The organism is Methylobacterium sp. WL18 (genome assembly GCF_008040015.1).
GTDB classification, from domain to species: Bacteria; Pseudomonadota; Alphaproteobacteria; order Rhizobiales; family Beijerinckiaceae; genus Methylobacterium; species Methylobacterium mesophilicum.
In genome coordinates this window covers 1-18,777 of record NZ_VRVD01000039.1, presented here as the reverse complement: position 1 = coordinate 18,777, position 18,777 = coordinate 1, and the positions used below count along the sequence as shown (strand labels likewise).

Sequence of the window (18,777 nt, the reverse complement as noted above, 5' to 3'; positions counted from 1 at the left end):
GCGCGGTCGCGCCGGACGGCGGCCCCGGTCCGGACACGGCGTCCCTTACCGCCGCCGCCGCGGACGCGATTCCCGCGGGACAAGTGCAGGCGGCGGGCCTGCTCGGCGCGTACGATGCCTACTGGTATCCGCATGGGACGGACCCGCGGCCCCTGCCGGTCCTGCGCCTGCGCTTCGACGATCCGGACGCGACCTGGCTTCATATCGACCCGCGCGACGGCACTCTCCTGCAGCGCCTCGACCGCTCGGGCCGGATCAACCGTTGGCTGTTCGATGCGCCCCACCGCCTCGACCTACCGTTCCTGACCGGACGGCCCGCCCTGCGCGACGCAGGGCAGTGGCTCCTGAACCTGCTCGCCGCCGTGATCGCAGTCACCGGGATCGTCGCGGGCTGGCGGCGCCTCGGACGGATTTTTTCGCCGCTGACTCGCTGAGCGGAGGCAACTCCGGTAAATCAGCCCGTCATTCCGTGGCCGCAGAGCGGAGCCCGGAATCTAGAACCACAGGTGGAACAGGCTTTTGCACCGTCGCCGGTCCTGAATTCCGGGCGCGCCTGCGACGCCCTGAAATGGCGGGTCATGTGCTTGGGCGGTGCAACCCTTTGCCACTGCGACGAGCCGCATTCGGTTACATGGCCTCGCCTCAAGTTTGGCTGCGTTCCTCGACTTCAAGAAAGGGATATGGCGCCATCCCCCGCGAACTGGGACGCGTGTCGCTCCTCCGGCGCGAGCGGCAGCGCCACCACCGTCCCGGTCCGCGCCGAGATCAGGGCCGCCTCGATGCAGGCCATGACCTGGAGCGCGTCCAGCGCGGGGGTCTGATCGACGCCGCCATGGGCGATCCCCTGAGCGAGGTCTTGGTAGAACCCGCGCTGGTCTCCGGCCAAGGCGGGCAGGCGCTTCACGCCGCCGCGCCCGTCATGGATCGCGATCCTGTCCGGATCCTGGCCCCAACCCGGGGCCCCCGGAGCCATGCCGGCCAGAAGTTGCTGCTCCTGTACGTCGGGATGCTCCTTGACGAGGCTGCCGGCCTCACCGTGGACGACGAAGCGGGGCGATCCGCCGGCGACCAGCATGCTGGCGTTCAGGACCACGCGTAGGTCCGGATAGTCTAGCACCACGTGGGCCCAGTCGTCTGACAGCGCGCCAGGGCGCAGCCGAGCCAGGTTCGCGCTCACCAGGTCGGGCAGGCCGAACAGTTGGAATGCCTGATCCACGAGGTGTGGGCCGAGATCGTACCAGATCCCGCTTCCCGGTCCGGCCCCCTCCCGCCACCGGTCGCGGACCTGCGGGCGAAACCGGTCGAAATGCGATTCGAAATGCTGGACCTTGCCGACGAGGCCGTCCGCGATGGCTTTCCGGACGCTCAGATAATCGCTGTCCCAGCGCCGGTTGTGGAACACCGACAGCTTCCCGCCGTGGCGCCGCGCCAGCGCGACCAGGCCGCGCGCCTCGGCGAGGTCGAGGGTGAAGGGCTTGTCGATGACCACGTGCTTGCCGGCCTCCAGGGCGATCCGGGCCAGGGGCGCGTGCGTGTCGTTGGGGGACGCGATCACCACGAGATCGACGCCGTCCGAGGCGGCGACCGCGGCGGGATCGGCCATGACGGCCAGACCGGGCAGGTCGGCCCGGACCTTGGCCGGGTCGCGCGAGCCGACAACCCGGAGGTCGAGCGCCGGAACCGCCCGGATCAGCGGGGCGTGGAAGGTCTTGCCGGCATAGCCGTAGCCGATCAGGCCGACTCGGATCGGTGCAGGTGCGTTCGCCATGGTGGTGTCGTCCGGTCCGGGCCATCGGGGTTGCGCGATGATAGCCGCGCGAGCGCCCGGGTTCACGCCATCCGGCGCACCGCACCTCGTCTCATCCGGTTCCGGCCGCGTGCCGCCGTCAGCTCAGCCCCCACCGTCATCACGAGCGAAGCGAAATGACCCAGGGCAGCGCGACTTCGCCGCGCGAGACGCCACACCGGGTTGCTTCGCTGCGCTCGCAATGATGGAGGGGATCACGGGCCGTCGCGTGAGAACCGTATCCGGCGCTGCCGCCGCCGAAAACCGTCCCTAGAACCGTGCGGTCAAGAATAACCGTATGTTCCGGCCCGGCAGCAGGATCTCGTCCTTCTTGAACGAGGTCGAGTTGCGGATGTCGGCGTCGAGCAGGTTCCGGCCCTGCACCCCGAGGGTGATCGCGCTCGCGCCATAGACCGCCGGATCGACCGCCTTGGTGTAGCTCAGCTCGGCGCGCAGGTCGTCGTAGCCGGGGGTGGGGGTCTCGAACAGGGCAGTCGCCTGGTGGTCGAAGGCGTGGAGCAGGTTCACCCGTGCGAACCAGCCGTCCGCCCGCAGGTAGACGCCGCCGCCGAGTCGGTAGGGCGGGATGCGCGGCACGTTGGTGCCGTTGTCGAACTGGGCGCGCACGAAGTCGAACTGCGCCTCGACGCCGGCGAAGCCGTCGCCGACCGGCAGGAGATCGTACTGGCCGATGATCTCGGCGCCGTAGAAGGTGGCGTTCTGCTGCTGGTAGACGATCTGCCGGTTCTCGGTGCCGCTGCCGCAGGACGCGAAGTCGTCGTCGCAAGCGAGCCCGGTGAAGTTGCGGTAGATGAAGCCGGTATAGCGCGTGTAGTAGCCGGTGGCGTCGAGGCGCAGCGGCCCCTCCGCGCGGCGGATGCTGGCCTCCACCGTGCGGGCGCGCTCCTTCTTGAGGTCCGGATTGCCGATCTCGAAGGTCGCGGTGGCATCGTGCGGCCCCTGCGAGAACAGCTCGTAGCCGGTGGGCCCGCGCTCGACATAGGAGCCGTTGAGGCTCGCCACGAAGCCGAAGGGCAGGTCCTGGAGGGCGCCGATGCTGGCGCTCTTCGGGGCGAAGCGCCGGGTCCGGGCGTACTGGAACGGATCCTGCCCATCGACCGGGGCGTAGTCCGCGGGGAACTGCGCCGCGATGCTCGACAGCCGGTCCACCTCGTAGCGGCCGGCCGCCTGCAGCCGCGTGCCGGGGCGCAGTTCCAATTCCTCGAACAGGTAGACCGCGTTGGCCCGGGACTCGGTCTTGGGCAGGAACGATTCGAGCTGGGTGTTGATCACCCGCCGGTCCGACTGGAAGCCGAGTGCGCCGGTGAGCCGGCCGAACGGCGTGTCGACCGGGACGTGCTGGAGTTCCAGGCGCTCCTCGGCCTCGCGGTTCTTGAAGATCGCCTGGACGCCCTCGATCCCGTCCTCGCCGATGCCGACCTCGTTGTGGCGGTAGACCGAGTAGCCCGCCCAGTAGCGGATCACCTCGAACGGGCCGTCCAGCGGCCGGTACTCGCCCCGCGACAGGACCCGGTCCTGGTTCGGGGTCAGACGGGTGCGGTCCTGCTCGGCGACGCCCCCCGGGATCGCGTAGATCGCGTCGTAGTGGCTGAACGAGAGGCCGACGAAGCCGCGGTCGCCGATCGCCGAGATGCCGACCGCGCCGCCCTGCGACTCGTTGTAGGAGTTGCGCTGAATGCCGCCGGGGATCGCGTAGCTGTCGCTGGCGGTCCGGAACCCGTCGGCATGGACTGCGATCCCGTCGGCCCCGGCATCCACCGTGGCGGCGCCGAGCCGGCCGTTGTCGACGCTGGAAAAGCCGCTGGTGACCTGCCCCTGCACGCCGTTGGCCGGGATGAAGGTCGGCACCCGATTGTTGTCGGCCGAGACCACGCCGCCGATGGCCCCGGAGCCGTAGCGCAGGGTCGCGGGACCGCGGATCACCTCGATCCGGTCGGAGACCAGCGGGTTCACCGGCACCGCGTGGTCCTCGCCGAGATCCGAGACGCCGCCGTTGACGATGCCGTTCTCCTGAATGCGCACCCGGGCGTTGTCGAGGCCGCGGATGATCGGCCGCGAGGCCGCGCCCGGCGCGTAGGTGGTGGACGAGATGCCGGGCCGGTCGAACAAGGCGTCGCCCAGGGTCCGGGGCTGGTCGCGGGCGATCTGGTCCTGAGTCACCACGGTGACGGGTGAGAAGGTGTTGGTCGCCACCGGCAGGATGCCGGTCTGGAGCGGGGCCGCATTCCCGACCGTGGGATGGCCGGTCTGGATCGGGCTGGGGCTGGTGACGCTGATCTCGTCGAGGGCGACGGCCGGCTGCGCCCGCGCCGGAGCGGCGAGCAGGCCGGCAGAGACCGGGGCCGACAGGATCGTGCCGGCCAGGGCGGCGAGGCGGAGGGTCGGTGTCATCGTGACTCACACAGTGTTATATCGTTTCATTCACGCTCCACACGGGATGGACGCAAGTGCCGATCGCGCCTCCCATCGCGATCAGCCGGAAACGTTACACCATTACAACACGCGGGCCCGCCAGCCCGGCGCGCCAGATTCCGGCCGCGCTTGATTTTGAGACGTTATAACGTTTTGTTTTGTGTATGACCAAGCCCTATCCCCGCCTTCCCGTCACCGTGCTGTCCGGGTTCCTGGGAGCCGGCAAGACGACCCTGCTCAACCATGTGCTCAACAATCGCGACGGCCGCCGGGTCGCCGTGATCGTCAACGACATGAGCGCGGTGAACATCGATGCCGACCTCGTGCGGGCCGGCGGCGCCGACCTCTCCCGGACCGACGAGACGCTGGTGGAGATGACCAACGGCTGCATCTGCTGCACCCTGCGGGACGACCTGCTGAACGAGGTCCGCCGCCTGTCCGAGGCGGGGCGGTTCGACGACCTGCTGATCGAGGGCACCGGCATCGCCGAGCCACTGCCGAGCGCCTCGGCCTTCGCGTTCCGGGACAAGGCCGGCCGCTCGCTCTCGGATCTCGCCCGCCTCGACACGATGGTGACAGTGGTCGACGCCGTGAACCTGCTGAAGGATTACGGCTCGGCCGCCTTCCTGCGCGAGCGCGGCGAGTCCGCGGGCGCCAAGGATACCCGCACCCTGGTCGACCTGCTGGTGGAGCAGATCGAGTTCGCCGACGTGGTGGTGATCAACAAGGCACGCCACGTCTCGGAGGCGCACCGCGCCCTGGTCCGCGCGGTGGTGCGCGGCCTGAACGCCGACGCCCGCATCCTGGAGGTCGATTACGGGCGTGCGCCCCTCGACGCGGTCCTCGATACCGGGCTGTTCGACGAGGCGAAGGCGCAGAGCCACCCACTCTGGTTCCAGGAATTGTACGGCGCCCACGATCACGTGCCGGAGACCGAGGAATACGGGATCTCGTCGTTCGTCTACCGGGCCCGGCGGCCGTTCGATCCGGAGCTGTTCAACGCCTTCGTCAACGCGACCTGGCCGGGCCTGATCCGGGCCAAGGGCCATTTCTGACGGGCGACGCGGCCGGACTGAGTCGGGGACTTTTCCTTGGCCGGCGCGGTGGCGCGGATCTCCGCGATGGGGTTCTGGTGGTCGGCGGTGCCGCGCCGGCGCTGGCCGGAGGCGCCCGAGTTCCGGGAGCGACTCGACGCGGTCTGGAGCGAGGTCTGGGGCGACCGGCGCCAGGAACTGGTCTTCATCGGCACCGGCATGGACCGGGACAGGCTCATCGCGGCCCTGGATGCGTGCCTGGTGAAGGCCGGCTACGGGGAGGTGTTCGACCCCGAAGCCTATCGCGACCTGCCGGACCCGTTCCCGGCCTGGCACCGGGCGGCCTGAGCCGGTAGCCCGTCAGACCGGGATCGCCTCGACCTCGTCCTCGGCCTCGGCATCGATCTCCGCGTCGACATCGGTGAGTTGACCGGAGGCGCCGGCCGCCTCGGCGAGGCCGCGGGCGGCCTTGCGCAGGAGCTTGCGCAGGCGGCGCCGGTCGGTCTTGTCGAGATGGTCGAGCAACTCGGCCTCGACATCCTCCTGGATCCGCTCGATGGCCTCGGCCTTCGCCAAGCCGGCCTCGGTGAGCTGCACCCGCACGACGCGGCCGTCACCCGATTCGGCCCGGCGCTCCACGATGCCGAGAGCCGCGAGCCGGGTGACCGTCTTGGACGCGGTCGGCGGGCGGACCCGCAGGAGGGCGGCGAGGTCGCCCATCGTCATGGTGCCGGCGGCGGCGAGCGCCTGGACCACCTGTTCCTGCCCGGCGAACAGGCCGAGCTTGGCCAGCCGGTCACCGGTGCGCGCGCGGTGCAGGCGCGCGGCCTGCACCAGGGCCCAGCCGACGCTGCGCACGCCGGGCGGCCGCATCTTCTTGGACGATCCTTCGGACGCACCCGCGTCCTTGGTCTCGCGATCACGTTTCTGCTTGTCGCCCACCGGAGCGCCCGCATCTATGCCGGCGGCCGCCGGACCATCCTGAACCTGCACCGTCCACTCCCGTCCCGAGGCCGCCCGGGTTCCTGTGGCGCGGGCCGGTGACGGTGCGATGACGGGGGCCGAAAACGCCCTGCACTCAACAGGGCATCAAGCGCTTCAGCCGGTCAAGGATGTCCTCGCCCGTGCACGGACGGGCGATGAAGTCGGCATGGGCGGGCATCCGTGCCGGATCGGGCGCGGCCCGCCCGGACACGATGAGAATCGGCAGTTGCGGGCGGGCCTCGGCCACCGCGCTCGCCAGGTCGAAGCCGTCGGTCTTTCCCGAGAGCTGGACGTCCGTCACCAGGCCACAGATGTCAGGCCGCGCCTGCAGGATGCTGAGCGCCCGCTCGGCGGAGGCACATTGCACCGTGTCGTAACCGCCATCCTCCAGCACGTCCCCGAGGTCCATGATCGTCAGCGCCTCGTCCTCGACGAGGAGGATCACCGGCCGATCGCCGCCCGAAACCGTCTGCTCGCTCGCCACTGTGTACTCCCTCCGGCAGCGTCCGACCGCGAGGGCCGCCGCACGCGTTGTCAGCGGTGAGCCAACGGCAGAAACGGTTCCAGGTTGCAGGGCGGCGTGGCGACGGCTCGCGGGATCGTGTGGCGGATGCGCTCAGGCGAGCGCCGCGGCCCGCTCGGAGACGACGCCGACGACGGCCTCGATCAGCCGGTCGAGATCGGCGTCCGGAATGGTCAGGGCGGGGGTGAGATAGACGATGTCGCCGAACGGCCGCACCCAGACGCCCCGGTCGAGGAAGCCGGCCTTTAGGGCGGCGAGGTCGGGCGGCGCCGTGAACTGCACCGCCCCGATGGCGCCCAGCACGCGGACATCCGCCACCCCGGGCAAGCCCTTCAGGCCGGACAACCCATCCGCGAGCCGGCGGGCGATGGCGCTGGCCTGATCGAGGCGCGGCTCGGTCTCGAACAGGTCGAGGCTGGCATTGGCCGCCGCGCAGGCCAGCGGATTGGCCATGAAGGTCGGGCCGTGCATCAAGGCTGCCGCCGGATCCTCGGACCAGAACGCCTCGAACACCTCCGTCCGGGCGATCGTGGCCGCCAGCGCCATGGTGCCGCCGGTGAGCGCCTTCGACAGGCACAGGATGTCCGGCACGATCCCGGCCTGCTCGCAGGCGAACAGGCTGCCGGTGCGCCCGAACCCGGTGAAGATCTCGTCGGCGATCAGCGGCAGGCCGTGTCGGCGGGCGAGGCGTGCGACGGTCGCCAGCACGTCCGGCGGGTGCAAGACCATGCCGCCCGCGCCCTGGACCAGCGGCTCGACGATCACGGCGGCCAGCGTCTCACGATTGGCGGCCAGAGCCGCATCCAGCGCCTCGGTCTCGGCCAGGCTCCTCGGCAGGTCACAAAAAACCTGGCTCGGCAGGTAGGCGCCGAAGCGGCGATGCATGCCCTCCTCGGGGTCGCAGACCGACATCGCCCCCATCGTGTCGCCGTGATAGCCGCCCCGGAACGCCAGAACCTTGGTCCGGCCGCTCACCCCGCGATTGAGCCACATCTGGGCCGCCATCTTCAGGGCGACCTCGACGGCGACCGAGCCCGAATCGCTCAGGAACACGTGGTCGAGGTCCCCCGGCAGCAGCGCGGCGAGACGTGACGCCAGCCGCTCCGCCGGGGCATGGGTGAGGCCGCCGAACATCACGTGCGGCATCCGCGCCAGCTGGCCGGCTACGGCCCGGGCGATGTGGGGATGGTTGTAGCCGTGCACCGCCGTCCACCAGGACGCGATGCCGTCCACCAGCTCGCGGCCATTGGCCAGCATGATGCGGCTGCCAAGCGTCGCCACCGCCTTCAGGGGCGGAGCGGCCACGCGCATCTGCGTGTAGGGGCGCCAGAGATTCTGTTTCGAGGGTCGATCGGACGTCATGGCGGAGGGATGGGCGGCAAGGCCGAAGTGGTCAAGCAGACGCGCGATGCGGCGCGTGAACCCGCCGAAGCCGCTTTGATCCACCGGAGACGGTAAGACAGGCGAATGGCGAGTAATGTTTGTTCTGTGCCGACGAAGCCTCCACGCCTAGGCGCCCGAAATCGCCCGAGCGTGACTTCTGCGGCTCCGCGCCGCTCGGCACCTTGACATCCACCGCCCCCGCGGCCCCATCACCCACCCGATGGACAGCCTCGACGCCTTCGCCCGCACCAAACTCGACGCCCTGGAAGCCGGCAGCCTGCGGCGGCGGCTCACGCCGACCGAGCGCGGCACAGGGGCCGCGGCGTCGCGCCGGGGCAGGGCGCTCGTCTCGTTCTCGTGCAACGACTATCTCGGCCTGTCGCATCATCCGCGGGTGATCGGAGCCGCGCAGGAAGCCGCCGGCCGCTACGGGGCCGGGGCGGGCGGCTCGCGCCTCGTCACCGGCGACCATCCCTATCTGGGCGCCCTGGAGGAGGGACTCGCTCGCCACAAGGGCGCCGAGGCCGCCCTGGTGTTCGGCAGCGGCTACCTCGCCAATCTCGGAATCACCCCGGCGCTCGCCGGACACGGCGACCTCGTGGTGCTGGATGAACTCTCCCATGCCTGCATGTGGGCGGGGGCGCGGCTGTCGGGCGCCACGGTGCTGACCTTCCGCCACAACGATCCGGCCGACCTCGCGGACACACTCGCCGCGCACCGCCCGCACCACGCCCGCGCTCTGGTGCTCACCGAGCGGGTGTTCAGTATGGACGGCGACCGGGCGCCGCTCGGCGACCTGCTGGGTGTCGCGGAGGCCTTCGACGCCTGGACGCTGGTCGATGACGCCCACGGGATCGGCGTGGTCGAGGACGGGCCGCGGGCACCGCTGGAGATGGGCACGCTGTCGAAGGCGCTCGGCTCCTACGGCGGCTATCTCTGCGCCTCGCGGGCGGTGATCGACCTGATGACCAGCCGCGCCCGGAGCTTCGTCTACACCACCGGCCTGCCCCCGGCCTCGGCCGCCGCGGCCCTGGAAGCCCTGGCGATCCTGGAAGAGGAACCGGCCCGGCGCACCCGGCCGCTGGCGCTGGCCCAACGCTTCACCGCCCGCCTCGGCCTGCCCGAAGCCGAGAGCGCCGTGGTGCCGGTCCTGGTCGGCGACGCGCAGGCGGCGCTCGACATCTCCGCGGCCCTGGAGGCGGCCGGCTTCCTGGTCGTGGCGATCCGTCCCCCGACCGTACCGGCCGGGACCGCGCGGTTGCGGGTCGCATTCTCGGCGGCCCACACGGACGCGCAGGTCGATGCCCTGGCCGACGCGGTGGCGGCGCTGACCGGCCGCGCTTCCCGTCCCTGAGCGCCGACCCTATACCTCGTGGGCGACGCTCCCGCACAAGAGGAGCCGGCCGGCACAGATCAACCGTGAGGACGACGCCATGGACGCCACCGCTCTGCGAGCCCTCCAGGCTCCGATCAAGGACCAGTACCGGACGGCGCCGGATTCGGCGGTGATCACCCTGAAGGCCAAGGGTACCCTCGACGACACCAAGATCGCCTGCAAGGTCGAGACCGGCCGCGCCATTGCGGAAGCCGGGCTCCACCCGGCCAGCGGCGGCTCCGGCCTCGAACTGTGCTCCGGGGACATGCTGCTCGAAGCTCTGGTCGCGTGCGCAGGCGTGACCCTCAAGGCGGTGGCGACGGCGCTCGAGATTCCGCTGCGCTCCGGCACGGTGATTGCGGAGGGCGACCTCGACTTTCGCGGAACGCTCGGCGTCGACAAGGAAGCCCCGGTGGGCTTCCGCAGCATTCGGCTGTTCTTCGCGTTGGACACCGACGCGTCCGAGGACAAACTCGCACAGCTGCTCAAGCTGACCGAGCGCTACTGCGTCGTGTTCCAGACCCTGAACCGCAAACCCGCGTTGTCGGTCGCCGTCACGTCGGCCTGAGGGAAGACGACGATGGCCGGCGACATCACCCAGACGGAATACTGGAACGGCGAGGTCGGCACCCGCTGGGCCCGCAATCAGGCGGTGCTCGACGCGGTGTTCGCACCGCTCACCGAGGCGCTGTTCACGCGCTTGACGCTCCAGTCGGGGCAATCCGTGCTCGATATCGGATGCGGCTCGGGCACCACGACCCTGGAGGCCGCCCGCCGGGTCGGTCAGCAGGGGACCGTGACCGGCGCGGACATCTCGGCGCCGCTGCTCGCAGTCGCCTGGGGCCGGGCTGAGGCGGAACCACCTGGTGCCGCACCGATCCGATTCGTCGAGGCGGACGTAGAGAACGCCGATCTCGGAACCTACCGGCAGGCCTTGTCGCGGTTCGGCGTGATGTTCTTTCCGGATTCGGCCCGCGCCTTCGCCAACATCCGCCGGATGCTGCACCCCGGGGGGCGACTGACCTTCCTGTGCTGGCGGGCGCTGCCGGAAAACCTCTGGGTGACGGTGCCGCGCGATGCGGTGCTGCCGCTCCTGCCCGAGATCCCGCCGACCCCGCAACCGGATACGCCCGGTCCGTTCCGCTTCGCCGACGATGCGCGGCTGATCGCGCTGCTGCGTGACGCCGGTTTCGGGACCGTGACCTGCGACGCGATCGACCGGGACGTGGTGCTCGGCCGCGGGACCACCGATACCGAGGCGGCGGAGGCCGCCGCCCATGTCGCCATCAATCTCGGGCCGACGGCGCGTCTCGTCCGCGAGGCCGAGCCCGATCTGCGCGCCCGGGCCGAAGCCGCCGTCACCGCGGCCCTGCACCCGCACGCGGAGGGCGGTATCGTCAGCCTGCGCGCCTCCTGCTGGCTGGTCCAGGCGGACTGACGAACGGCAGATCACCGCGGTTTCCGGTCGAACGACGAGGGGGCCGCCAGCACCGTCCTTCCCGAATGAAACGCAACCCTTTCCCGGGCGCCTGGAACGTCAGTGGACGGTGATCCGGGACTCAGCGCAGAAGACGCCGCCCAGCGGCACGATCGAGAAGCGATATTTCGGCGGCTTCGCGTCATCGTGTGCTGGGTCCAGGATCGCATTCCGCTGGCGCTGCATGTGCCCGGTAAAGGGCGTCGCGCGAGCGGCGATCGCCCGCGATTCAGAACCCCAACGCGCCGCCGTCGGACCGCGGGTCGTGCATCGCCTCGATCCGCCCATCGCGGGCCCGGCGGACGAGCATGCCGGCATGACCCAGCGTGTCGCTGTAGGGTACGCCGACCGGCTCGATCTGGTGGCCCATGCGCTCCAGAGCGGACAGGATGGCCGGATCGAACCGATCCTCGACCTTCACGCTGAGCGAAGGCGCCCCCCAGGTCCGGCCGTAGAGCAGCCGCGGGGCATCCACCGCGTCGGCGACGGAGAAGCCGTAATCGGCGTAGCGGCAGAAGATCTGCGCCTGGAATTGGGGCTGACCGTCTCCACCCATCGCGCCGTAAGCCAAGACCCGGCCGTCGTCGAAGCAGGCCAGTGCCGGGATCAGGGTGTGGAACGGGCGCCGGCCCGGCTCCAGCGGATTCACGGCGGCCGGGTCGAGGGAGAACGAGACGCCCCGGTTGAGCCAGTCGATGCCGGTACGCGGCAGAACCACCCCGGAGCCGTATTCCCAATAGACCGACTGGATGTACGAGACCGCCAGCCCGTCGCGGTCGATCGCCCCCATCCAGACCGTGTCGCCGGGGGAATCGCGCAGGGGGACCGTTGCGGCGCGCTTCATGTCGATGCGCGCGGCTTCCGTAGCGAGGAAGGCCGGCGCCAGGAACTCCTCGATGTCGTGGCGCAGGCGACCGAAATCGGTCACCACCCGGTCGCGGATCGCGAAGGCGCGCTTCGTCGCCTCGATCAGCCCGTGGTAGTGCGCGAGGCTCTCGGGGGCGGAGACGTTCAATCGGTCGAACAGGCCGAGGAGGATCAAGGCCGCGAGCCCCTGGGTCGGGGGCGGGAAGTTGAACAGCGTGGCGTCGCGCCGACGCAGGGCCAGCGGCCTGCGCTCGACCGCCTGGTAGGCCTTGAGGTCGGCCCGGGTCACCGGCGCGTCGAAGCGTTCCAGGTCGGCGCCGATCTCGTGGGCGACATCGCCTCGGTAAAAGTCGTCCAGTCCGGCATGCGCGAGCTGCTCCAGGGTCGCCCCGAGGGCCGAGAGCTTGCGGATCTCGCCGGCCCGGTAGGGCTTGCCATCGTTGAGAAAGGTCGCGGCGAAGTTCGGGGCCTCATGCAGGGTGTCGCCCGGCTGCGGCGTGTAGCGCTCCTCGCTCGGTGAGACCGGGACCCCGTCGCGGGCCTGGGTGATCGCGTCGGCGAGCAGCACGTCCACGGGCAGGCGACCGCCGAGCGCCTTGGACAGCGCCAGTGCGAGTTCCCAGCCACCGACCGCGCCGGCCACCGTCACCATGGCGTCGGGGCCGCGCGACGGGATCGTGTCGTAACCCTTCTCGCGGTAGCGCTGGATCGTCGCGAGGCGCCCGGCCGGCCCGCAGGCCTCGATGCCGCGCACCCGCCCACCGCGCTCGCGCACCAGCCAAAAACCGTCGCCGCCGATGCTGTTCATGTGCGGGTAGACCACGGCGATCGAGGCCGCCATCGCCACCATCGCCTCAATGGCGTTGCCGCCCTGCGCCAGCACGGTCCGGCCGGCCGAGGCGGCCAGGTGGTGGGGGGCCGCGACGGCGCTGTCGGAGAAGACGGGGGTCTCGAGCATCGAAGATCCTGTGGTGTTCCGGCCGCAGCGTTAGGCAAGTCTGCGGCCGCCGCAAGGGATCACGGTTCGCGAGGCCCGTCCCATGCTAGGAACGCCGATGCCAATCGTGCAGAAGCGGCCGATGTCGTTCAAGAGTCTGCCTCGGTTGGCCGTCGGCCTCACCCTGGCTGCCATGCCGGCCACGGCGCAGCAGCGAGTGCGGACCGTCTATGAGGGTGCGGGCGCCGATCCGCGGATCTCGGTCTCGCAGCCGGAGAGCACCAGCCAGGCGTCCGGCGGTTATGTCCGTTCGATCGAGCCGTCGCTGGGCCCGCTCGGCGATCCCCTGGGCTTGCGCCCGGTGCTGAAAGCGCGCGGCATCGAGTACAGCCTGACCTACATCGCCGACCTGTTGGGCAACCCGACCGGAGGTCTTCGTCAGGGCGCGATCGTCGAGGATCGCCTGAACCTGCGGCTCAACCTCGATCTCGACCGACTCGCTGGCTGGGAAGGCGCGACGATCCACGCCAATGCCTACTTCATCCACGGCACCGGCCTGTCGCGCTACTATGTCGGCGACTTGCTGACCACGAGCGTGATCGAAGCGCTGCCATCGAGCCGGCTCTACGTGCTGTGGTTCGATCAGAGCCTGATGGACGGGCAGCTCGGCCTACGGATCGGCCAGCAGGCGGCCGACACCGAGTTCTTCGTCAGCCAGACCGCGACCCTGTTCGTGAACTCCACCTTCGGCTGGCCGGCGATCACCGGGCTCGACCTGCCGAGCGGCGGGCCGGCCTATCCGCTCTCGGCGCCCGCGATCCGCGCGAAGTACGCGCCGGGCAACGGCTTCTCGCTTCAGGTCGGGCTCTATGACGGCGATCCGGCGGGAGCGAACCCGCCCGGCAAGGATCCGGAGGCGCAGCGGCTCAACCGCACCGGCACGAATTTCCGAACCAACGACCCAGCCCTGATCGTCGCCGAGGCGACCTACGCGTTCAATATCGAGCCGGGAGCCAAAGGCCTGCCCGGCGACATCACGTTCGGCGGCTGGCAGCATTTCGGCCGGTTCGACAGCCTGCGCTACGACATAACCGGGGTACCGCTGGCAGACCCGAACGCCACCGGCATCGGCCGCCCGCTGCGCGGCAATGCGGGGTTCTACGCGATCTACGACCAGACCCTGTACCGGGAATCCGGCAAGGACGACGAGGGCCTCGGCTTCTTCGTGCGCGCCGCCTACTCGCCGACCCGATCGAGCCTGGTCGACGCCTATGTCGATGCCGGCCTCGCCTACAAGGGCCTGTTCGAGGGCCGCGACGACGACACCGTCGGGGTCAGCCTCGCCCATGCCCGGATCAGCGACGACGCCCGCCGGGCCGACCGGGACACGATTTTCTATACCGGCGTCCCGATGCCGCGGCGGCGGGCCGAGACGGTGCTGGAGGCGACCTACCAGGCGGTGGTGGTTCCGGGCTTCACGGTGCAGCCCGACCTCCAATACGTCTTCCATCCGGGTGCCGGCATTGCCGGCCCGGACGGCCGCCGGTTGCGCAACGCGGCGGTGCTCGGCGTGCGCGCCAGCGTGCAGTACTGAGCCGTCCGGCCTGGAACGGGCGCGGGCCTGCCCTCTTTCAGGGCTATGGTCATCTTCGAGTGGGTTGTCGGCGTCCTGTTCGGCGCCGTCCTTTTGGCTGCGCTGGCGCGACGGCTGGGTGCGCCGTACCCGGCGTTCCTGGCGCTCGGCGGCGTCGGCCTCGCCTTCGTGCCTGGCGTGCCGAACCTGCGGCTCGATCCCGAATTGGCGCTCGCCCTGTTCCTCGCCCCCGTCCTGCTCGATGCCGGCTTCGACGCCTCCGTGCGGGACATGCGGGACAACTGGCGCGCGGTATTCGGGCTGGCGGTGGGCGCCGTGGCGGTGACGACGCTCGCCGTGGCGTTCGTAGCCCACCTCATCGTGCCCGACATGCCGATCGCGGCCTGCATCGTATTAGGCGCCGTGGTCGCGCCGCCCGATGCCGTGGCGGCCCTGGCGGTGCTGAAGCACGCGCCGATGCCGCATCGGCTCGCCACGATCCTGCGCGGCGAGAGCCTGCTCAACGACGCAGCCTCGCTGATCATCTACCGGTTGGCGGTGGCGGCCGCGATGGCCGACGGCTTCCATCCGGCCGAGGTCGCCCCGGCCTTCCTGCTCGGCGTGGTAGCGAGCCTCGCCGCTGGGCCCTGCCTGGGCCTGGCTTTCGTCGCACTGACCCGCCGGGTGACCGACCCGGCGAGCACCATCGTCATGCAGTTCGTCGCCGCGTTCGGGATCTGGCTCGTCGCAGAGCGGCTCGAGATGTCGGGGGTGCTGACCATCGTCACCTTCGCCGTGACGGTCGCTCGCCGGGCGCCGGGCATCACGGCCCCGCGCACCCGGGTGATCTCCTACGCTGTGTGGGACACGGCGGTGTTCGTGCTCAACGTCCTGGCCTTCATCCTGATCGGCATCCAGATCGACCCGATCCAGGACCGGTTGACCGGTCCCGACGCCTGGCAGGCGATATTCCTGGCGGCTGCGATCTTCGCGACTGTGGTGGTGACGCGCCTGGCCTGGGTCCTGCCCACCACTGGCCTCAAGGGCCTCGGCCTGCGTCAGGCCGGAGCGCGTGCGAAGTTCGGGCCGGGGCTCGCTCTGTCCTGGGCCGGGATGCGCGGCATCGTCACGGTCGCGGCCGCCCTGGCGCTGCCGATGGAATTCCCGCACCGGGACCTCGTGGTGTTCACCGCCTTCTTCACGGTGCTGGGCACGCTGATCGTCCAGGGTCTGACCCTGCGCCCGCTGCTTGCACACCTGAAGCTTGAGGACGACGATCCGGTCGGGCGGGAGGTGGGCTGGGCACGCGCCGCCGCCTACAAGGCGGCCCTCGAAAGCCTCTCCGAAGCGGGCGACGAGCCGGCAATCGATTCGCTCCGCGCTGAGTTCCGCTCGGCGCTCGAAGAGGCCGAGGCCCATGAGGAGGGCCTTGCTCCCGAGAGTCTGCCCTCGGATGCCGCGCGCCGCCGGTCGGTGGCAGCGGCACGCAATGCGGTCCTGTCCCTGCGGCGGCAGGGCCGCATCGGCGACGACGCCTATTTCCTGCTGGAGGAGGAGTTCGACTGGGCCGAGCTCAACGCCACGCCGAAGGCTGAGACCTGAGTCGCAGCGTCCAAACAGCCGTCCGTTCAAACACCCTTGCGCGCTGCGACCCGCGATTCGATCGCGTCCCAGACCGCCACCGAGAGATCCGGACCGCCGAGCCGCTGGATCGCCCGGATGCCCGTGGGGGAGGTGACGTTGATCTCGGTGAGATGTCCGTCGATCACGTCGATCCCGACCAGGATCAGGCCGCGCCGGGCCAACTCCGGCCCGATCGTCGCGCAGATCTCGCGCTCGCGCTCGGTCAGCTCCGAGGCCGAGGCGGCCCCGCCGCGCACCATGTTCGACCGAATATCGTTGGCCGCCGGCACACGGTTGACCGCGCCCATCGCCACGCCGTCGACCAGGATGATGCGCTTGTCGCCCTCGGTCACCCGGTCGAGGTAGCGCTGGATCACCCAGGCCTCCCGGAAGGTGGTGGCGAACAGGTCGAACATCGAGCCGAAGTTCGGGTCCGTCTCGGTGACCTTGAAGACGGCCGCGCCGCCGTGCCCGTGCAGCGGCTTCATCGCAACCGTGCCGTGCTCCAAACGGAACGCCTCGATCTCGGCCTTGTCGCGGCTGATCAGGGTCGGGGGCATCAGTTCGGGGAAATCGAGCACGAACAGCTTCTCGGGCGCGTTTCGCACCTCGAAGGGATCGTTGACCACCAGCGTGTCCGGGTGGATCCGCTGCAGCATGTGGGTGGCCGTGATGTAGGCCATGTCGAAGGGCGGATCCTGGCGCATCAGCACCACGTCCGCCTCCGCGAGGTCGATCCGCTCCGGCGGCGTGAGCGTGAAATGCGCGCCCTCGACGTCCTGGACCGTCAAACGCTCGACCCGGGCCGTCACCCGACGGCCCTGCATCGAGAGCCGGTCGGGCGTGTAGTAGATCAGGTCATGCCCCCGCCGCTGCGCCTCGAGCAGCAGAGCGAAGGTCGTGTCCCCGGCGATCCGGATGTTCTGGATCGGGTCCATCTGGACGGCGACGGTCAGGCCCATCGAAAATGCCCTTCGCCTGCGGCGCGTGTCTGGACCGAGTAAATGCTCAATCGTCCGACAGCGACTTGCTGCCGGTGCGCTTGTCGTAGTCGCCGATCGCCGAGCGGCACTCGGGCGACAGGCGCTTGCGGTTGCGCATCATGCACTTGTCCGCGTCCTGGCTGTTCGGATCGACGCCGGCGCAGAGACGGAAATAGTCGTTGGCGCAGCCGAGCTGCAGGCCCTGGTCCTCACGCTGGGCGTAGGCCGGGCCGGTGGCGAGCGCGAACAGCGCGAGCGCTGCCGTCGCGACGCCGCGGCGGCGGTTGGAGCGCAGGAATCGTTCCGGAACGAGTCGCATTCAGCGGTGTCCTCAAATCTCGGTCGCGCGGAAAATCTGTGCGGCGGTCGGCCCGTCCGCTTGCGCCCGGCATATCGGTCGCGCTGGGCGGTAGGCAAGCGCCACGGCTCTGCATGGGTTCCCCGCGCGCAACGCCGCGCCCACGCTTCGCCGCTGTGTGGCGCCCGGGCCGCAACGGCCGCCAAGAAAAAAGGCCCCATCCGTGAACGGACAGGGCCTCAGTCAAAGGGAGGAAACGCCCGCCATGGGCAAAACCGGCGTCGCAATTCGCGCGCCAGACCTGCCGGGAGGCCGTCCGGATCCTGGCCGGGATCCGGCAAGACTCCGTTAACCACGTCATGCTGAATGGTTTCCGTAGCCCTTGCCGACCCCCTCTGCAGGGCCCGGGCACTGCCGCTCGAGCCGCCGACAGGAGCCGGAGACCATGACCCCATTCAAGCCGCAGGTGACTGGCCAGACCCGCCTGCCAATGCCCGCCAACGATGCGGCGCGCGACGCGCGGCGGGATCCGTCCGCGGTCCTGCTGCCGTTCCCCGGGCCCGACCTGCGCCGGACCCGCCAGCTGCCGCCCACCGACGAGCAGCGGGGCGAGATCCTGTTCTTCCTCGGCGTGCGCTACGAGCGCCTTGCCTCCTGAACGCACCGATAGCCGCCGACCGGCCCGGCCAGGCGACGTTTCCGACGGTTTGATCATGCCTGTTCCGGACCGCCATCGGCCAACGGTCGCCCCTGTCGCCGACAGGCACCCGAACCGCGCCCGCAGGGTCTCCATCCTCCTGGCCGCCGGCACGGCGCTGGCGCTCCTCGCCGCCTGCACCCAGAGCGGCGATTTCGGCCGCCCCCGCACCGGTGTGTGGAACGGGCTGATCGACACCACCGGCAGTTTCTCATCGCGCGATCGCGGCCGCCTGATCCTCGATTCCGGCTTGACCGACGACGAGCAGGCCCTGCGCGACCGCGCCTGGCGCTTCGTCCAGCCGGCCAGCACCGTCACGGCCTTCCAGGATGCCCTCCTTGGATTGGCGAGCGCGCACGCGACGCCGACCTGGCGGTTCGACGAGGTCGGCGCCTATTACGACACGCTGACCGCGGAGCCGTCGCGCTCCCCCGTCTCCCGCTACCGACAGCTCGCCGACGACGCCACGGCCGATGCCCGCCTGATCCCGATCTTCACGGCGCTCGCCGCGCGGGTGATCGACGCGGATGCCGCGCGGCTGCGCAGCCTGCCCTTCGCCAAGACCCTCGACGACGCGGATATCCGCCTCGCAGCCCAGCACGTGGCCGAGAACCGCTGCCTGATCGCCTGGGTGCGGATCGAGGCCGGCCTGCGGCTGGCCCGCTACCGCTACGCCCTGGAGCATCTTTTCGCCCAGGCGCCGGCCAAGGAATCGGTCCCGGCCGAGCGCTCGCTGGCCATGCTCGCCGCGCGCCGCAACCTGCTCGACCCGCTGCTGCCGCCGGACGCCGCGGCCCGGTGCGG

At 70.3% G+C, this 18,777-nt stretch carries 15 protein-coding genes and 2 pseudogenes; 9 read left to right on the top strand and 8 right to left on the bottom strand.

Annotated features, from left to right (window positions below; translation table 11 throughout):
• Positions 1–434 (top strand): annotated as a pseudogene (locus FV228_RS06180) (PepSY domain-containing protein); the annotation flags it as partial.
• A 233-nt stretch (positions 435–667) separates the two neighbouring features.
• On the opposite strand, the gene FV228_RS06175 reads toward FV228_RS06180, so the two are convergent.
• Positions 668–1,768: an oxidoreductase gene (locus FV228_RS06175; RefSeq protein ID WP_147853791.1), complete on the bottom strand. Its 1,101-nt coding sequence runs from the start codon at positions 1,766–1,768 to the stop codon at positions 668–670.
• A 288-nt stretch (positions 1,769–2,056) separates the two neighbouring features.
• Complete coding sequence (locus tag FV228_RS06170; protein ID WP_147853790.1) at positions 2,057–4,198, bottom strand: TonB-dependent receptor; 2,142 nt, start codon at positions 4,196–4,198, stop codon at positions 2,057–2,059.
• A gap of 185 nt (positions 4,199–4,383) precedes the next feature.
• On the opposite strand from FV228_RS06170, the pseudogene FV228_RS06165 reads away from it, so the two are divergent.
• Positions 4,384–5,601, top strand: a pseudogene (locus tag FV228_RS06165) (GTP-binding protein).
• Between the two features lie 12 nt (positions 5,602–5,613).
• Here the strand turns inward: FV228_RS06165 and FV228_RS06160 are convergent.
• The 3 genes from FV228_RS06160 to FV228_RS06150 all read right to left on the bottom strand — a co-directional run bounded on the left by FV228_RS06160 (position 5,614) and on the right by FV228_RS06150 (position 8,122).
• The gene (locus FV228_RS06160) at positions 5,614–6,246 is read right to left on the bottom strand and encodes a MarR family winged helix-turn-helix transcriptional regulator (RefSeq protein WP_147853789.1); all 633 of its coding nucleotides are present in this window, start codon (positions 6,244–6,246) and stop codon (positions 5,614–5,616) included.
• A gap of 85 nt (positions 6,247–6,331) precedes the next feature.
• Positions 6,332–6,721, bottom strand: a complete 390-nt coding sequence (locus FV228_RS06155) for a response regulator (protein ID WP_147853788.1) — start codon at positions 6,719–6,721, stop codon at positions 6,332–6,334.
• Positions 6,722–6,853: 132 nt separating this feature from the next.
• The gene (locus FV228_RS06150) at positions 6,854–8,122 is read right to left on the bottom strand and encodes an adenosylmethionine--8-amino-7-oxononanoate transaminase (RefSeq protein WP_147853787.1); all 1,269 of its coding nucleotides are present in this window, start codon (positions 8,120–8,122) and stop codon (positions 6,854–6,856) included.
• 241 nt (positions 8,123–8,363) lie between these two features.
• Here FV228_RS06150 and FV228_RS06145 point away from each other — a divergent pair, with 241 nt between their 5' ends.
• The 3 genes from FV228_RS06145 (at position 8,364) to FV228_RS06135 (ending at position 10,956) form a co-directional block, all read left to right on the top strand.
• On the top strand, positions 8,364–9,497 hold the full coding sequence (locus FV228_RS06145) for an 8-amino-7-oxononanoate synthase (protein WP_147853786.1): 1,134 nt from the start codon (positions 8,364–8,366) through the stop codon (positions 9,495–9,497).
• Between the two features lie 79 nt (positions 9,498–9,576).
• On the top strand, positions 9,577–10,086 hold the full coding sequence (locus FV228_RS06140; protein WP_147853785.1) for an OsmC family protein: 510 nt from the start codon (positions 9,577–9,579) through the stop codon (positions 10,084–10,086).
• A 12-nt stretch (positions 10,087–10,098) separates the two neighbouring features.
• Positions 10,099–10,956 carry a class I SAM-dependent methyltransferase gene (locus FV228_RS06135; protein WP_147853784.1) on the top strand — a complete coding sequence of 286 codons (858 nt, stop codon included), beginning with the start codon at positions 10,099–10,101 and terminating at the stop codon, positions 10,954–10,956.
• 268 nt (positions 10,957–11,224) lie between these two features.
• Here FV228_RS06135 and FV228_RS06130 read toward each other — a convergent pair whose 3' ends face one another.
• Positions 11,225–12,820: a gamma-glutamyltransferase family protein gene (locus FV228_RS06130; RefSeq protein ID WP_147853783.1), complete on the bottom strand. Its 1,596-nt coding sequence runs from the start codon at positions 12,818–12,820 to the stop codon at positions 11,225–11,227.
• 121 nt (positions 12,821–12,941) lie between these two features.
• On the opposite strand from FV228_RS06130, the gene FV228_RS06125 reads away from it, so the two are divergent.
• Positions 12,942–14,393, top strand: a complete 1,452-nt coding sequence (locus FV228_RS06125; RefSeq protein ID WP_147853793.1) for a carbohydrate porin — start codon at positions 12,942–12,944, stop codon at positions 14,391–14,393.
• Between the two features lie 45 nt (positions 14,394–14,438).
• Positions 14,439–15,974: a sodium:proton antiporter gene (locus FV228_RS06120; RefSeq protein WP_147853782.1), complete on the top strand. Its 1,536-nt coding sequence runs from the start codon at positions 14,439–14,441 to the stop codon at positions 15,972–15,974.
• 26 nt (positions 15,975–16,000) lie between these two features.
• On the opposite strand, the gene gshB is transcribed toward FV228_RS06120, so the two are convergent.
• Both gshB and FV228_RS06110 read right to left on the bottom strand, forming a co-directional pair.
• Positions 16,001–16,957, bottom strand: coding sequence for a glutathione synthase (gshB, locus tag FV228_RS06115; protein ID WP_147853781.1), 957 nt, complete (start codon positions 16,955–16,957; stop codon positions 16,001–16,003).
• A 46-nt stretch (positions 16,958–17,003) separates the two neighbouring features.
• The gene (locus FV228_RS06110) at positions 17,004–17,297 is read right to left on the bottom strand and encodes a hypothetical protein (RefSeq protein WP_147853780.1); all 294 of its coding nucleotides are present in this window, start codon (positions 17,295–17,297) and stop codon (positions 17,004–17,006) included.
• A 424-nt stretch (positions 17,298–17,721) separates the two neighbouring features.
• Between FV228_RS06110 and FV228_RS06105 the strand changes: the two genes are divergently transcribed.
• Positions 17,722–17,934 (top strand): hypothetical protein, encoded by a 213-nt coding sequence (locus tag FV228_RS06105; RefSeq protein WP_147853779.1) that lies wholly within the window; start codon positions 17,722–17,724, stop codon positions 17,932–17,934.
• A gap of 55 nt (positions 17,935–17,989) precedes the next feature.
• On the top strand, positions 17,990–18,777 hold a 788-nt coding region (locus FV228_RS06100), incomplete at its 3' end, for a hypothetical protein (protein WP_246693845.1).

Excerpts from the sequence above, each read along its gene's own strand:
- FV228_RS06135 (WP_147853784.1), top strand. The coding sequence starts at position 10,099 with ATGGCCGGCGACATCACCCAGACGGAATACTGGAACGGCGAGGTCGGC.
- FV228_RS06170 (WP_147853790.1), bottom strand. The coding sequence starts at position 4,198 with ATGACACCGACCCTCCGCCTCGCCGCCCTGGCCGGCACGATCCTGTCG.
- FV228_RS06105 (WP_147853779.1), top strand. The coding sequence starts at position 17,722 with ATGACCCCATTCAAGCCGCAGGTGACTGGCCAGACCCGCCTGCCAATG.
- FV228_RS06140 (WP_147853785.1), top strand. The coding sequence starts at position 9,577 with ATGGACGCCACCGCTCTGCGAGCCCTCCAGGCTCCGATCAAGGACCAG.
- FV228_RS06130 (WP_147853783.1), bottom strand. The coding sequence starts at position 12,820 with ATGCTCGAGACCCCCGTCTTCTCCGACAGCGCCGTCGCGGCCCCCCAC.
- FV228_RS06125 (WP_147853793.1), top strand. The coding sequence starts at position 12,942 with ATGTCGTTCAAGAGTCTGCCTCGGTTGGCCGTCGGCCTCACCCTGGCT.
- FV228_RS06150 (WP_147853787.1), bottom strand. The coding sequence starts at position 8,122 with ATGACGTCCGATCGACCCTCGAAACAGAATCTCTGGCGCCCCTACACG.
- FV228_RS06145 (WP_147853786.1), top strand. The coding sequence starts at position 8,364 with ATGGACAGCCTCGACGCCTTCGCCCGCACCAAACTCGACGCCCTGGAA.
- FV228_RS06110 (WP_147853780.1), bottom strand. The coding sequence starts at position 17,297 with ATGCGACTCGTTCCGGAACGATTCCTGCGCTCCAACCGCCGCCGCGGC.
- FV228_RS06175 (WP_147853791.1), bottom strand. The coding sequence starts at position 1,768 with ATGGCGAACGCACCTGCACCGATCCGAGTCGGCCTGATCGGCTACGGC.
- FV228_RS06120 (WP_147853782.1), top strand. The coding sequence starts at position 14,439 with ATGGTCATCTTCGAGTGGGTTGTCGGCGTCCTGTTCGGCGCCGTCCTT.
- gshB (WP_147853781.1), bottom strand. The coding sequence starts at position 16,957 with ATGGGCCTGACCGTCGCCGTCCAGATGGACCCGATCCAGAACATCCGG.